This window comes from Photobacterium sanguinicancri, from assembly GCF_024346675.1.
Taxonomy (GTDB): domain Bacteria; phylum Pseudomonadota; class Gammaproteobacteria; order Enterobacterales; family Vibrionaceae; genus Photobacterium; species Photobacterium sanguinicancri.
Map to the genome: position 1 here is coordinate 484,913 of NZ_AP024850.1, position 14,279 is coordinate 499,191.

Consider the following 14,279-nt stretch of genomic DNA (forward strand, 5'->3'; position numbering starts at 1 on the left):
TGTACCTCATTGCGTATCTAAAGAGAGGGGGGTTAGTGATAAGTATGCCGAGGAATGGCGAAACTGTCGATATATCATCAAGATTAAACGTAAAACTGGGCATAAAAAAACGCCCACCAGCTAAGCTGATAGGCGTATTAAATTTAGAGAAGCAGACAATTATGCGTGAGCGTTTACACGGCGCTCAATAGCATCCATCAACTTACCTGTGATTGAAATATCGAAAGCCGCTTCGATTTCACGGATACAGGTTGGGCTAGTAACGTTGATTTCTGTTAGCTTGTCGCCAATGACATCAAGGCCAACAAAAATCAGACCTTTTTCTTTTAGTACTGGGGCGACAGTTTCTGCGATTTTACGGTCTGTTTCACTGATAGGACGTGCTTCGCCACGGCCACCAGCTGCCAAGTTGCCGCGAGTTTCCCCTTTGGCTGGAATACGCGCTAGGCAATATGGCATTGGTTCACCATCCACTACTAAGATACGCTTATCACCGTTGCTGATATCAGGTACAAACGTTTGTGCCATACAGTAGTTTTCACCCATCGCCGTTAACGTTTCGATGATCACTGAAACGTTTGGATCGCCTTTCATTACACGGAAGATAGACGAGCCACCCATGCCATCAAGAGGTTTTAGGATCACATCACCATGTTCTTGGTGGAAAGCTTTCAGCTTATCTGCACGGCGTGTTACTAAGGTCGTTGGCGTCAGTTCAGGGAACCAAGCGGTGAACAGTTTTTCGTTACAGTCACGTAGGCTTTGTGGTTTGTTGACGATCAGTGCACCTTCGTTTTCTGCGCGTTCAAGAATATAAGTCGCGTAGATGTACTCAGTGTCAAACGGCGGATCTTTACGCATTAATACAGCATCAAGATCAGACAGGGCGATTTCTTGCTCGCTTTGGAATTCAAACCAGCCGTTTGGATCTTCTTGTAGCGTTACAACGCGAGTGCGGGCAACCGCTTTACCTTGTTCTAGCGATAGGTCATTCATTTCCATGTAATGAATTTCCCACCCACGGCGCTGAGCTTCCATCATCATGGCAAAGCTGGAGTCTTTTTTAATGTTGATAGACTCGATAGGGTCCATCACGATACCCAGTTTGATCATTGCTGTTATCCTCTTGTTAGCCCAGATCGCCGAAGCGAACTTGTAATGCAGTAATAGCTGTCATTGCTGTTGTCTCGGTACGTAGTACGCGAGGACCTAACAATACTTCATCAAAAGTATATTGTTCGGTCATTGATATTTCATCGGCAGATAAGCCGCCTTCAGGGCCAATCAGTAATTTCACTTTGGTCACTGGCTCTGGCAGGGTATTAATCGAATAAGTTGCACGTGGGTGCAGATTCAGTTTTAAGCCGTCGTACGCTTCGGCACACCAGTCTTCTAATTTCATCACTGGGCGAATTTCTGGTATGACATTACGGCCGCATTGTTCGCAGGCTGCAATCACAATCTTTTGCCATTGATCGAGCTTTTTCTCAAAACGTTCAGCATTAAGTTTAACGCCACAACGCTCTGAAATCAGTGGGGTAATGGTTCTAACACCTAGCTCTACTGATTTTTGAATGGTGAATTCCATTTTTTCACCACGAGAGATCACTTGTCCAAGATGAATATCTAGCGGCGATTCGACGCTGTTTTCATTACGAGCTTGGATTTCAACCTCAACATTCTTTTTGGTTGCGGCAGTGATCACGGCTGGGAACTCGGCATCGCTGCCGTCAAACATCAGCACTTCTTGACCTGGCTGCATACGCATTACGCGGCCGACATGGTTGGCTGCATCATCACAAAGCATCACTTTTCCTTGGGATGGTAGTGACTCTGGGTGGTAAATACGTGGAATTCTCATGGTTAGGTCGATAACTCAATAGTAAATAAATTGGCAAGCAGAATACTAACATGGATACGCGCGAGGTGAATTACAAGAGGGCGATTGTGTTTATCGCCCTTTTATTCAGGATTATGCCCCGAGGTATCCAGTTTGCTGTGGGAAGGTTATAGCTTAGCTTGGTTACAGGCTTCTAAAACAAACGGGTTGTTAGTGCCTTGTGTTTTCTTAATGCGGCGGTCACGTTCACACTCCCATTGGTCAACAGGGTATTGGCGGTTCCATGCTTCCATTAGCTGGCGCTGTTGGCGTGATAGGTTTAACTCGCGGTATTCTTGTGCCATGTAGAGGTAAATACGAGAAATCGCACCGCGAGAAGCTACAGGTGGATCGACGCGTTTATTTTTGAAATCGACCTTCATGTCACACTGGCCATAGAAAGCGCCCTGATTGCCATTCCACGGTAGGAATTGATAGTTAGAGCGGTCGCCATTCACTTCACCAATCGCTGGCGTTAGGTTGTGTAAATCGGACTCCATGACTTTAAAACGTTTGTCTTTACGGCAATTTTTACGGCCGCCGTCTTGCCAGCATTGCAGCTGGTGACCAAATTGCCACGCAGGGACAACGTGTTCCCACTCAATACGGCTGGCGCGTTTTAGCTGTTTACGCACTTGGTAGCCGCAATTATCAAGATCTGGGATCCCTTTTTTGCCTTTCCATTCAATATCACAGCCGCAATAAAAACTAACTGGATGATCTTTATAGATTTTAACCGCTTGTTTTTTTGCATTGGAAAATGAGGTTGGGTGTTTACCTTCAGCATGGCTCGCCGTTGGTAATAACAGCAGACCGAGAAGGGCGATGTAGGCGCGTTTCATGGATTGTATTCGCTCGCAATAGGTTTGATAGGTTTATCAATATTTTACTATTTTAGAACCATATCACGCCATGATGTACCAATAACTTACGCGATTACATAATGCTGAGAGCGGGGAGTATGAGCTATTTGGAGTGACGCCGCCGATATTAAGCGCACAGCGTGAGTGGTTGGCGGCACTGTCGGCAGTGGTAACTGGCTTGCCCGCGTGCCACTTTATTGTGACGGCGTACAGTGAGTTGATGCTGGCTACATTGGCATTGATAGGGGAACGTTTTGCCTTGAACTGAGCTGACATCAAAACTGTGAGTGGTGCGTGCCGGGATACCAAAGACTTGGGTCATGATGGTTTGCCACTCTTTGCCATGCGGGCGAACGCGACCAAAAAGCTTAAATGTGATCAAGTGCGCCACTTCGTGTGGAACCACTTCATTCAGAAATGCTTGTGGATTTTCTTCGAGTAATACGGGGTTAAAACGAACTTCCCAGCCTTGTAAGCGTGCGCTACCTGCGATTCTTCCTCGTTGGGTAAAGTTGATGGTTGGAATGACAAAGCGTTTTTGCAGGCGTTGGTTTGCATGCAAAATACAGTGTTCAACTTTAGCGATAACTTGAGATTGAAGTGAGGACATGGGTAACTTGAATGGCTGGTGGAGTGGGCAGTATAAATAGTTTCAGTAATCGCGACAATAATCGCCATTTTATCTCACGCTTTTTTGGTAAGAGTGAAGAGGGGATTTTAAGCTGGCAATAAAAAAGGAAGCCGAGGCTTCCTTTTTTCTATCAAAATGCAGTTGGCTGAGTGCCAAAGCGAGCTTATTTGATATTGGCGAAATCGCGTAGGATTGCAGCTTTGTCAGTTGCTTCCCATGGGAATTCCTCACGACCAAAGTGGCCGTATGCCGCCGTCTTTTGGTAGATAGGCTGAAGTAGGTTCAGCATTTCTTGTAGACCGTATGGGCGTAGGTCGAAGTTCTGACGAACCGCTTCAATGATGATGTCGTGAGATACTTTTTCAGTACCAAACGTTTCCACCATGATAGATGTTGGATCTGCAACACCGATAGCGTAAGAAAGTTGGATTTCACAACGATCAGCTAGACCTGCAGCAACAATGTTTTTCGCAACGTAACGTGCTGCGTAAGCTGCTGAACGGTCAACTTTTGATGGATCTTTACCAGAGAATGCACCACCACCGTGACGTGCAGCACCACCGTAGGTATCAACGATAATCTTACGACCCGTTAGACCACAGTCACCCATTGGACCACCGATAACAAAACGGCCGGTTGGGTTGATGAAGAAGTTAGTGTCTTTGCTGATCCATTCTGCAGGCAGTACTGGCTTGATGATTTCTTCCATTACGGCTTCACGTAGTTCAGGTGTGGTTACTGAATCACAGTGTTGCGTTGAAAGAACAACGGCATCGATACCAACAATTTTACCTTGGTCGTATTGGAAGGTAACTTGTGATTTCGCATCTGGACGAAGGAAATCTAGTTTACCACTTTTACGTACTTCAGCTTGTTTCTTAACAAGTAAGTGAGAGTAAGTAATTGGCGCAGGCATTAGGATGTCAGTTTCGTTAGTTGCGTAACCGAACATAATACCTTGGTCACCAGCACCCTGTTCTCTAGGGTCTTCTTTATCAACACCTTGGTTGATGTCTGGTGATTGCTTACCGATGGTGTTCAGAACAGCACAAGAATTAGCATCGAAGCCCATGTCTGAATGAACGTAACCAATTTCACGAACAGTTTCACGTGTGATTTCTTCGATATCAACCCAAGCTGAAGTCGTGATTTCACCGCCAACCATTACCATGCCGGTTTTTACGTAAGTCTCACAAGCAACACGTGCTTTTGGGTCTTGCTCTAGGATTGCATCCAATACTGCATCAGAAATTTGGTCTGCAATTTTATCTGGATGACCTTCAGATACGGACTCAGAAGTAAACAGGTGTTTTGCCATGAGAACTCTCACTTTTAAGTATTCATTGAATTAATATAAGTAGCACTTTTATGCGGGCTAGGTGCCGTTCTATTCACACGTATGTACGTTCGTATGTATAGAGCTACTTCCGTCTAGACGGCTATAATACGCAAGTGAGAGTGAAAATCAACAGTACTTATTTTGTGGTTTATAAATATTGATGACGCAAACGTTTACTTTAACTGCGCGAAATCTCTGCGTTTTTGTGACATGGAGCCAGCAGCTTATTGAAAACAGACTTATTTTGTTCAGGAAATCGTTTGCAGTAAGGGCAAATACTTTGCGACAATACCCGCCCGCCGATTCCTGGTTAATTTGCTGCGCCTGATATAGGTACTTTAAGACAAGCAAATAACCATATTACAACAGTCTACGAACCTCTGGAGCAGACATGTCTTCTCGTAACCTTCTTTCAAAGAAAGAGCTGGCTAATGCAATTCGTGCCCTAAGCATGGATGGTGTACAACAAGCAAACTCAGGCCACCCTGGTGCACCTATGGGTATGGCTGATATCGCTGAAGTACTGTGGCGTGACCACATGAACCACAACCCACAAAACCCTGAGTGGGCTGATCGCGACCGTTTTATTTTGTCGAACGGCCACGGTTCAATGCTAATTTACTCTCTGCTTCACCTGACAGGTTATGATCTTTCTATCGAAGATCTGAAGAACTTCCGTCAACTGCACTCTAAAACACCGGGTCACCCTGAATACGGTTACGCACCGGGTGTTGAAACAACAACGGGTCCACTAGGCCAAGGCATCACCAACGGTGTTGGCATGGCAATGGCTGAGAAAGCACTTGCTGCACAATTCAACCGTGAAGGCCACGACATCGTTGACCACAACACTTACGTGTTCATGGGCGATGGCTGTCTAATGGAAGGTATCTCTCACGAAGCATGTTCACTTGCAGGCACATTGGGCCTAGGCAAGCTAGTAGCATTCTGGGATGACAACGGCATCTCTATCGATGGTGAAGTTGAAGGTTGGTTCTCTGACGATACGCCTAAGCGTTTCGAAGCATACGGCTGGCATGTAATTCCTGCGGTTGATGGTCACGATGCTGACGCAATCAATGCAGCGATTGAAGCGGCGAAAGCAGAAACAGGTCGTCCAACGCTTATTTGTACTAAAACGGTTATCGGTTTTGGTTCACCAAACAAAGCAGGCACACACGACTGTCACGGTGCGCCACTAGGTGCTGAAGAAATTACAGCAACCAAAGCACAACTTGGCTGGAACCACGGTCCATTCGAAATCCCTGCAGACATTACGGCTGAATGGGATGCGAAAGAAGCTGGTGCAGCGAAAGAAGCAAGCTGGAACGAGAAATTTGCAGCGTATGAAGCTGCTTTCCCTGAACTAGCGGCTGAATACAAGCGTCGTGTAAACGGTGATTTACCTGCACAGTGGGAAGAAAAAGCATCTGCAATCATTGCTGATCTTCAAGCTAACCCAGCAAACATTGCATCACGTAAAGCATCACAAAACGCACTAGAAGCGTTTGGTGCTATGCTGCCAGAATTCATGGGCGGCTCTGCTGACCTTGCGCCTTCTAACCTCACTATGTGGTCGGGTTCTAAGTCGCTAACAGCAGCTGATTTCTCGGGCAACTACATCCATTACGGTGTACGTGAGTTCGGTATGACAGCTATCATGAACGGTATTGCGCTACACGGTGGTTTCGTACCATACGGTGCAACTTTCCTAATGTTCATGGAATACGCGCGTAACGCAATGCGTATGGCTGCACTGATGAAAATTCAGAACATCCAAGTGTACACGCACGATTCAATCGGCCTAGGCGAAGATGGTCCAACGCACCAGCCTGTTGAGCAAATTGCATCACTGCGCCTAACGCCAAACATGAGCACATGGCGTCCATGTGACCAAGTTGAATCTGCTGTTGCTTGGAAACTGGCAATTGAACGTAAAGATGGCCCAACATCGCTAATCTTCTCGCGTCAAAACCTTGCACAGCAAGATCGTGATGCAGAGCAAGTAGCGAACATCGCGAAGGGTGGTTACATCCTGAAAGATTGTGCTGGTAAGCCTGAACTTATCTTTATCGCAACGGGTTCTGAAGTTGAACTAGCAGTAGAAGCGGCAGCACAACTAACGGCTGAAGGTCGTCAGGTTCGCGTTGTTTCTATGCCAGCAACGGATACGTTCGACAAGCAAGACGCAGCGTACCGTGAAGCAGTATTACCAGCAGCTGTTACTGCTCGTGTTGCTGTAGAAGCGGGTATTGCTGACTTCTGGTTCAAATATGTTGGCCTAAATGGTCGTATCATTGGTATGACAACATTTGGCGAATCTGCACCTGCAGGCGAGCTATTCAAAATGTTTGGTTTCACCACTGAAAACGTAGTGAACAAAGCAAAAGAACTACTAGCATAATTGCTGGGTTCTTCTGCTAATGAAAGGCTTCCTTTGGGAAGCCTTTTTTATTTGCTCTCTATGAATGGAAATGCAAATGAAACAGTATTTATTGGTACTAAGCATATAAAAGCTAAATGGTGAGAAGAATCACATTTATGATGATTCTGAGCAACGCTTGTTATACACTTGCACGGCTTAATTCTTATGTAGCACGGATATGACACTAAAAGTCGCAATTAACGGATTTGGCCGCATCGGTCGCAGTGTGTTACGCGCCCTGTACGAGAGCGGTAAACACCAGCAAATAGACATCGTGGCAGTAAATGAGTTGGCTGAGCCTGAAGCAATGGCCCACTTGTTACAATACGACACTAGCCATGGTCGTTTCTTTAAGCCTGTCTCTCATGATCAGGAGCACTTGTTTATTGCCCATGAAAATGGCGAACAAGACTCTATTCGTATCCTTCATCAAACAGATATTAATTTACTGCCTTGGCGTGACCTCGATGTTGACATTGTGTTTGACTGTACGGGGATTTTTGGTTCGCGTGAAGATGGCTTAGCCCACATTCAAGCGGGCGCTAAGAAAGTGTTATTTTCTCACCCTGCTGCAACGGATATCGACAATACAATTATTTATGGTGTTAACCATGAAACATTGAAACCAGAAGACCGTATTGTGTCGAATGGTTCATGTACCACTAACTGTATTGTGCCTGTTATTAAAGTGCTGGACGATGCCTTCGGGATCGAGTCGGGCACTATCACAACGATTCACTCTTCCATGAATGACCAACAGGTCATTGATGCGTACCACACTGATTTACGTCGAACTCGCGCTGCGAGCCAATCAATTATTCCTGTTGATACTAAATTACATTTAGGTATCGGTCGTATATTTCCGAAACTTTCTGACAAGTTTGAGGCGATTTCGGTTCGTGTACCTACAATAAATGTGACGGCGATGGATTTAAGCGTCACAGTTAAAACAAATGTGAAAGTTAATGACGTAAATCAATCACTGTTGGACGCGACTCGTTGTACATTAGCAAATATAGTGGATTACACAGAAGCACCGCTGGTCTCAATCGACTTTAATCACGATCCCCATAGCGCGATAGTCGACGGTACACAAACCCGAGTCAGTAATCAGCATCTTATTAAAATGCTGGTGTGGTGTGATAACGAATGGGGATTTGCCAATCGGATGTTAGATACCGCATTGGCGATGCATCAAAGCTACGATGGTCTCCCAACGGGAGAGTAGCCTTTTAGCCTGTACTAACGGCTGAAAGTAGATAGACAGATAAAGTAAAGAATTCGTGAGTTTGGCACAGTGCCGAGCTTGAAAGATTTTAGCTAACTTTGAAAAGGGACAAAGAATGTCTGTAATCAAGATGACTGACCTGGAACTTGCAGGTAAACGCGTATTTATCCGTGCTGACCTAAACGTGCCAGTAAAAGACGGTAAAGTAACTTCAGATGCTCGTATTCTTGCATCTCTACCAACTATCAAAATGTGCCTAGAAGCTGGCGCAAAAGTAATGGTTACTTCTCACCTTGGTCGTCCTACTGAAGGCGAATACGCAGAAGAGTTTTCGCTAGCACCTGTAGTTAACTACCTAAACGACGCACTAGATTGCGACGTTAAACTAGCAAAAGATTACCTAGACGGCTTAGAGCTGAACGCAGGTGAGCTAGTTGTTCTTGAAAACGTTCGCTTTAACAAAGGCGAAAAGAAGAACGAAGAAGCACTATCTAAAAAATATGCTGCACTATGTGACATCTTCGTGATGGATGCATTTGGTACCGCTCACCGTGCACAAGCATCTACACACGGCGTTGGTACTAACGCTCCTGTAGCATGTGCGGGTCCTCTACTAGCCGCTGAACTTGAAGCTCTTGGTAAAGCAATGGACAACCCAGCGCGTCCACTTGTTGCTATCGTTGGTGGTTCTAAAGTATCTACTAAACTGACTGTTCTTGAGTCTTTATCAAAAATTGCTGACCAACTTGTTGTTGGCGGTGGTATCGCAAACACATTCATCGCAGCTGAAGGCCACAACGTTGGTAAATCACTGTACGAAGCAGACTTAGTAGAGACTGCTAAGAAGCTAATGAAAGAGTGTGCAATCCCTGTAGCGACTGACGTTGCATGTGCGAAAGCATTCGACGAAAACGCAGAAGCAGAAATCAAAAACGTTGCTGACGTTCAAGACGACGACATGATCTTCGACCTTGGTCCAGATTCAACTGCTGCACTTGCTGAAATTATCAGCAATGCAAAAACAATTCTTTGGAATGGTCCAGTTGGCGTATTTGAATTCAAAAACTTTGAAGCAGGTACTGCAGGCATTTCTAAAGCAATCGCAGATTCAGAAGGCTTCTCTGTTGCCGGCGGTGGTGACACGCTAGCAGCTATCGATAAGTTCGGTATTAAAGCTGACGTTTCTTACATTTCTACTGGTGGTGGTGCATTCCTTGAGTTCGTTGAAGGTAAAGTACTTCCTGCAGTTGCAATGCTTGAAGAGCGTGCAAAAGCATAATTATTAATGTGGGAGCCTAGTGCTCCCATATTTAAATGTTTGTGAATTCGGTCAGGTTTTTATAGAATACTGTCCCAGTAGCAAACGTTTGCAAAGATTTAATATTCACAAAGACAACAAGTTATTAATAGGACTATTGTTATGTCTAAGATCTTCGATTTTGTAAAACCTGGTGTGATTTCTGGCGACGACGTACAGAAAGTATTTGAAGTAGCAAAAGAAAACAAATTTGCTCTTCCAGCTGTAAACGTAGTTAACACTGATACTATCAATGGTGTTCTAGAAGCAGCGGCTAAAGTTAAAGCGCCAGTTGTAGTTCAGTTCTCTAACGGCGGTGCTGGTTTCTTCGCTGGTAAAGGCGTTAAACTTGAAGGTCAAGGCGCACAAATCCTTGGTGCAGTAGCTGGTGCAAAATACGTACACGCTGTTGCTGAAGCTTACGGTGTTCCAGTTATTCTTCACACTGACCACGCAGCTAAGAAACTTCTTCCTTGGATCGACGGTCTACTAGACGCTGGTGAAGCATTCTTCGCAGAAACTGGTAAGCCTCTTTTCTCTTCTCACATGATTGACCTTTCTGAAGAGTCACTAGAAGAGAACATCGAAATTTCTGGTAAGTACCTAGCGCGTATGGCGAAAATGGGTATGACTCTAGAAATCGAACTAGGTTGTACTGGTGGTGAAGAAGACGGCGTTGATAACTCTGATATGGACGCATCTGAGCTTTACACTTCTCCTGAAGACGTTGCTTACGCATACGAGAAACTAACGGCTATTAGCCCACGTTTCACTATCGCTGCATCTTTCGGTAACGTACACGGTGTTTACCAAGCTGGTAACGTTGTACTGACTCCAACTATCCTACGTGATTCTCAAGCATACTGTGCTGAGAAATTCGGTATCGCACCGAACGCACTAAACTTCGTATTCCACGGTGGTTCTGGTTCTTCTGAAGCAGAAATTCAAGAGTCTATCGGTTACGGTGTTATCAAAATGAACATCGATACTGATACACAGTGGGCATCTTGGGATGGCGTTCGTACATACGAAGCTGAAAACCGTGATTTCCTACAAGGTCAAATCGGTAACCCAACTGGCGAATCTGCGCCAAACAAGAAGTACTACGATCCACGCGTATGGCTACGTGCTGGTCAAGCTTCTATGGTTACTCGTCTTGAGAAAGCATTCTCTGACCTTAACGCAATCGACGTACTATAATTTTATAGTCGCCTATTGCTTTAAAGCATTTAAGCTTATGAAAAGCCCGCATTTTGCGGGCTTTTTTTTATTTAAAATCACCCAAATGATAAGATTTTTTTGTCATTACGATAAGATTTATTATTTTATTGTCAGGGAAGAATGGCTGATAATGCCCCGCAAATCATAAAATCGCTGTTATAGTCACTTATGATTATTCTATTGGGTATATAGGCCAATATAGGCGAGTTAATAGAGAGAGAGTAAATATGACCGAGAGTGTAGCCGACAAGGTAGTCGACACTATTACTGATAATGAGTTAACGTCAGGCGTACTTAATGCAGGTACTTGGGTTACTGATAACCAAGATCTTCTTGTCCAGTATGCCGTTAACTTAATTTCTGCTTTGCTGATTTTGTTCATTGGTAACTTGATCGTTAAAGGCATTGCGAATGGCGTAGCGAAAGTGCTGCGTAAGAAAAAAATGGATGATGCAGTCGTTGAGTTTCTTCACTCACTCGTGCGTTACCTGCTATTTGTTATCGTATTAATTGCAGCTTTAGGCCGTTTAGGTGTTCAAACCGCTTCAGTGGTTGCTGTGATCGGTGCCGCGGGTTTAGCGATTGGTCTAGCGCTGCAAGGTTCACTGTCTAACTTTGCTGCGGGTGTATTAATTGTTAGCTTCCGTCCATTCAAATCTGGCGATTACGTTGAGATTGGTGGCGTAGCGGGTTCTGTTGAGTCTATCCAAATTTTCTCGACAGTACTAAAAACACCTGATAACAAAATGGTTGTCGTTCCTAATGGTTCAGTAATTGGTAGCCCTATTACTAACTACTCCCGCCATGCAACGCGTCGAATCGACTATGTTATTGGCGTATCTTACGATGCAGATCTTAAGAAGACTAAAGAAGTTTTAACGCGCGTTGTTGCAGCTGAGCCTCGTGTGCTTAAAGATCCTGAACCAACTGTTGGTGTGGTAGCACTGGCTGATTCATCTGTGAACTTTGTGGTTCGCCCATGGGTGAATACAGAAGACTACTGGGGTGTGTACTTTGATTTGCTACAAGCAATTAAAGAAGAATTGGATAAAGAAAATATCGGTATCCCATACCCACAAATGGATGTGCACCTTAACAAGCAAGAAGGCTAATACCGTTTTTGCTTGATGGATAGCATTAAAAATGGCGCTCAATGAGCGCCATTTTTTTATATTGGGTTCTGATTATGCAGGGACATCGGCGGGTAATCGAATAACCTGATTTGGCAAAGTTGTTAAGAGTGCATCAAGATGCTTGGTCTCAAACGCAAAGGTGTAATCCGGTTTACCTGGTGTGTACATCAGTTCTTGATGTAAATAGACCACAGGGTCGACTAAAATGATCACGTCTTCCGGTAGCGCAAAGGGACAAACAGCCCCTGGCACACAACCTGTTGCCGCTACCATTTCGTCGTTACTGCACACAGATACTCGCTTGCCGACCACTTGCTTGACCAGTTTACTGTCAAGGCGGCTATCACGGTGGGTTAAGAGCAAACAGTGACCTCCACCTTTGATTTTCATGAATAGGCTCTTGCTTGGTGATGCCGTCCAACCCAGTTCATTCGCAATACGAGCGTCTGTTTCGAAGTCTAAAATCGGTTCATGTTGCCAAGCTTGATAAGGTACATCCGCTTGGTTGAATAAGTTGATGTTGGTCTGGTAGATCTGTTCTAACGTATTAAGCGACATACTGTATCCAAAGTCCGTTGGCTAAATGAGTAGCAATAAAGAGCATCATAGCGGCAACAGCAAGATCGATACCGCGCTTTACCTTGGGTTTTGACAATGTTGGGCCTAGTTTTGCCGCGCCAATCGATAAGGTATAGAACCAAGCAAAAGACGCGAAAATTGTACCAATGGCGAAAGCGACTCGATCGCTGCCTTCAAACTGACCGCCAATCGATCCTAGAATCACCACAGTGTCTAAGTACAAATGTGGGTTGAGTACCGTCACAGCTAGTGCCCCCAATATAACGGCTCTACGACCTCGAGCTGTTACTTGTTGGGTTTGTTCTTCTGTATTTTGTGGTTTTAGCGCACTACGCAGCGATAGGCTGCCGTAAAAAAGTAGAAATAAAATACCGCCGACAGTGACGGAGGTCAGTAAGGTTTCGTTACTTGAAAGGAGTGCACCGCCGCCAAAAATACCAAGGCTAATGAAAATTACATCACAAACACTACAAATGGTTGCCGTGGTCAGATGGTGATTACGTTTTATGCCTTGATTTAAAACGTAAGCATTCTGTGCACCAATTGGAATGATTAAGCTCGCGCCTAAGCCAAATCCTTGTAATAAAGCCCAAATGCTCATTTTCTACTTACCTTATTATTGTGTTTTAATGTCATACCTAACTATCGTATCAGTATGTTGAAATGATTAGCGCAAGCGTACACTTAGCGATAGGATTAAGTACAACTAATAAAATTTATGTATCATAAGTTTCTCTAATGATGAGTAACTGAAGTAAGGAAAGCTGATGAGAGGGTTAGATTATCGTTGGGTTGCCGCATTAGATGCGGTGGTGGCACAGCGTGGTTTTGAGCGGGCGGCAGAGCACCTTTGTATTACACAATCTGCGGTGTCTCAACGGATCAAGCAACTTGAAAAGCTGATGGCGCAACCCTTGTTAGTCCGCGAGCAACCACCACGACCGACCGCCGCAGGACAAAAGTTACTAGGGCTATATCGTCGAGTACGATTGCTAGAGCAAGAGCTTTTACCTGAACTCACGCCTGATGACATCAGCCAACCATTGTCGGTGTCTTTAGCGACCAATGCCGATAGTTTGGCAACATGGTTATTACCAGCCTTAAGTCCATTATTGAAAGCACGTCGGATCGAATTAACCTTATTGATCGAAGATGAAGCACGAACCTTAGATAGACTGCGTAGTGGCGAAGTCGTCGGGGCGATCAGCATGGATCAAACGCCAATGCCTGGGTGTGTTGCAGATTATTTAGGGCGAGTGGACTTTCTGTGTGTTGCCAGCCCTGAATTTAAAGCGCGTTATTTTGCTGATGGAACGACGCGCGATAACCTATTTGCAGCGCCCGCGGTAGCGTTTGATCATCATGATGATATGCATGAACAATTTATTCAACAGCACTTTAATTTACCTGTCGGCAGCTTGATGAAACACACGGTACGATCCTCGGAAGCTTTTGTGAAAATGGCGACCGAAGGTCTTGCATATTGCTTGATCCCTCGTATACAGATTATTGATGAACTTGCGGCGGGCGACCTTGTAAACCTTACCCCAGATATTACGTTAATTCGTCGTTTATACTGGCATCATTGGGCGTTAGAAAGCGGGGTTCTGACTGAATTATCTGAGCGTTTGGTGCAGCATGCTCAGCAGGTTCTACCGCAATAATTGCTTATTTTGTTCGTACA

13 protein-coding genes are annotated in these 14,279 nt (G+C 44.8%); 6 read left to right on the forward strand and 7 right to left on the reverse strand.

Annotated elements, in window-relative coordinates; translation table 11 throughout:
* Positions 1–159: 159 nt before the first annotated feature.
* From gshB to metK, 5 genes are all read right to left on the reverse strand, one after another.
* Positions 160–1,113 carry a glutathione synthase gene (gene gshB / locus OCU87_RS02400; protein ID WP_261857766.1) on the reverse strand — a complete coding sequence of 318 codons (954 nt, stop codon included), beginning with the start codon at positions 1,111–1,113 and terminating at the stop codon, positions 160–162.
* A 16-nt stretch (positions 1,114–1,129) separates the two neighbouring features.
* The gene (rsmE, locus tag OCU87_RS02405) at positions 1,130–1,861 is read right to left on the reverse strand and encodes a 16S rRNA (uracil(1498)-N(3))-methyltransferase (RefSeq protein WP_062689553.1); all 732 of its coding nucleotides are present in this window, start codon (positions 1,859–1,861) and stop codon (positions 1,130–1,132) included.
* Between the two features lie 146 nt (positions 1,862–2,007).
* The gene (locus OCU87_RS02410) at positions 2,008–2,721 is read right to left on the reverse strand and encodes an endonuclease (RefSeq protein ID WP_261857767.1); all 714 of its coding nucleotides are present in this window, start codon (positions 2,719–2,721) and stop codon (positions 2,008–2,010) included.
* 148 nt (positions 2,722–2,869) lie between these two features.
* Complete coding sequence (locus OCU87_RS02415; protein WP_261857768.1) at positions 2,870–3,352, reverse strand: SprT family zinc-dependent metalloprotease; 483 nt, start codon at positions 3,350–3,352, stop codon at positions 2,870–2,872.
* A gap of 184 nt (positions 3,353–3,536) precedes the next feature.
* Entirely contained in the window at positions 3,537–4,691 is a 1,155-nt protein-coding gene (gene metK / locus OCU87_RS02420; protein WP_062689559.1) for a methionine adenosyltransferase, read from the reverse strand.
* A gap of 412 nt (positions 4,692–5,103) precedes the next feature.
* On the opposite strand from metK, the gene tkt reads away from it, so the two are divergent.
* The 5 genes from tkt to mscS all read left to right on the forward strand — a co-directional run bounded on the left by tkt (position 5,104) and on the right by mscS (position 11,995).
* Complete coding sequence (gene tkt, locus OCU87_RS02425; protein WP_261857769.1) at positions 5,104–7,116, forward strand: transketolase; 2,013 nt, start codon at positions 5,104–5,106, stop codon at positions 7,114–7,116.
* 199 nt (positions 7,117–7,315) lie between these two features.
* On the forward strand, positions 7,316–8,365 hold the full coding sequence (gene epd, locus OCU87_RS02430; RefSeq protein WP_062692829.1) for an erythrose-4-phosphate dehydrogenase: 1,050 nt from the start codon (positions 7,316–7,318) through the stop codon (positions 8,363–8,365).
* 115 nt (positions 8,366–8,480) lie between these two features.
* Positions 8,481–9,644: a phosphoglycerate kinase gene (locus OCU87_RS02435; RefSeq protein ID WP_062692827.1), complete on the forward strand. Its 1,164-nt coding sequence runs from the start codon at positions 8,481–8,483 to the stop codon at positions 9,642–9,644.
* Between the two features lie 141 nt (positions 9,645–9,785).
* Positions 9,786–10,862 carry a class II fructose-bisphosphate aldolase gene (gene fbaA / locus OCU87_RS02440; RefSeq protein ID WP_062692825.1) on the forward strand — a complete coding sequence of 359 codons (1,077 nt, stop codon included), beginning with the start codon at positions 9,786–9,788 and terminating at the stop codon, positions 10,860–10,862.
* Positions 10,863–11,110: 248 nt separating this feature from the next.
* Positions 11,111–11,995 carry a small-conductance mechanosensitive channel MscS gene (gene mscS / locus OCU87_RS02445; RefSeq protein ID WP_062692823.1) on the forward strand — a complete coding sequence of 295 codons (885 nt, stop codon included), beginning with the start codon at positions 11,111–11,113 and terminating at the stop codon, positions 11,993–11,995.
* Positions 11,996–12,067: 72 nt separating this feature from the next.
* Here mscS and OCU87_RS02450 read toward each other — a convergent pair whose 3' ends face one another.
* Together OCU87_RS02450 and OCU87_RS02455 are read right to left on the reverse strand one after the other, a co-directional pair.
* The gene (locus OCU87_RS02450) at positions 12,068–12,574 is read right to left on the reverse strand and encodes a YbaK/EbsC family protein (protein ID WP_062692821.1); all 507 of its coding nucleotides are present in this window, start codon (positions 12,572–12,574) and stop codon (positions 12,068–12,070) included.
* Entirely contained in the window at positions 12,564–13,196 is a 633-nt protein-coding gene (locus OCU87_RS02455) for a LysE/ArgO family amino acid transporter (protein ID WP_062692819.1), read from the reverse strand. Before OCU87_RS02455 ends, OCU87_RS02450 begins: the two co-directional genes overlap by 11 nt.
* 166 nt (positions 13,197–13,362) lie before the next feature.
* Here OCU87_RS02455 and OCU87_RS02460 point away from each other — a divergent pair, with 166 nt between their 5' ends.
* Complete coding sequence (locus tag OCU87_RS02460) at positions 13,363–14,259, forward strand: LysR family transcriptional regulator ArgP (RefSeq protein WP_062692817.1); 897 nt, start codon at positions 13,363–13,365, stop codon at positions 14,257–14,259.
* Positions 14,260–14,279 lie beyond the last annotated feature (20 nt).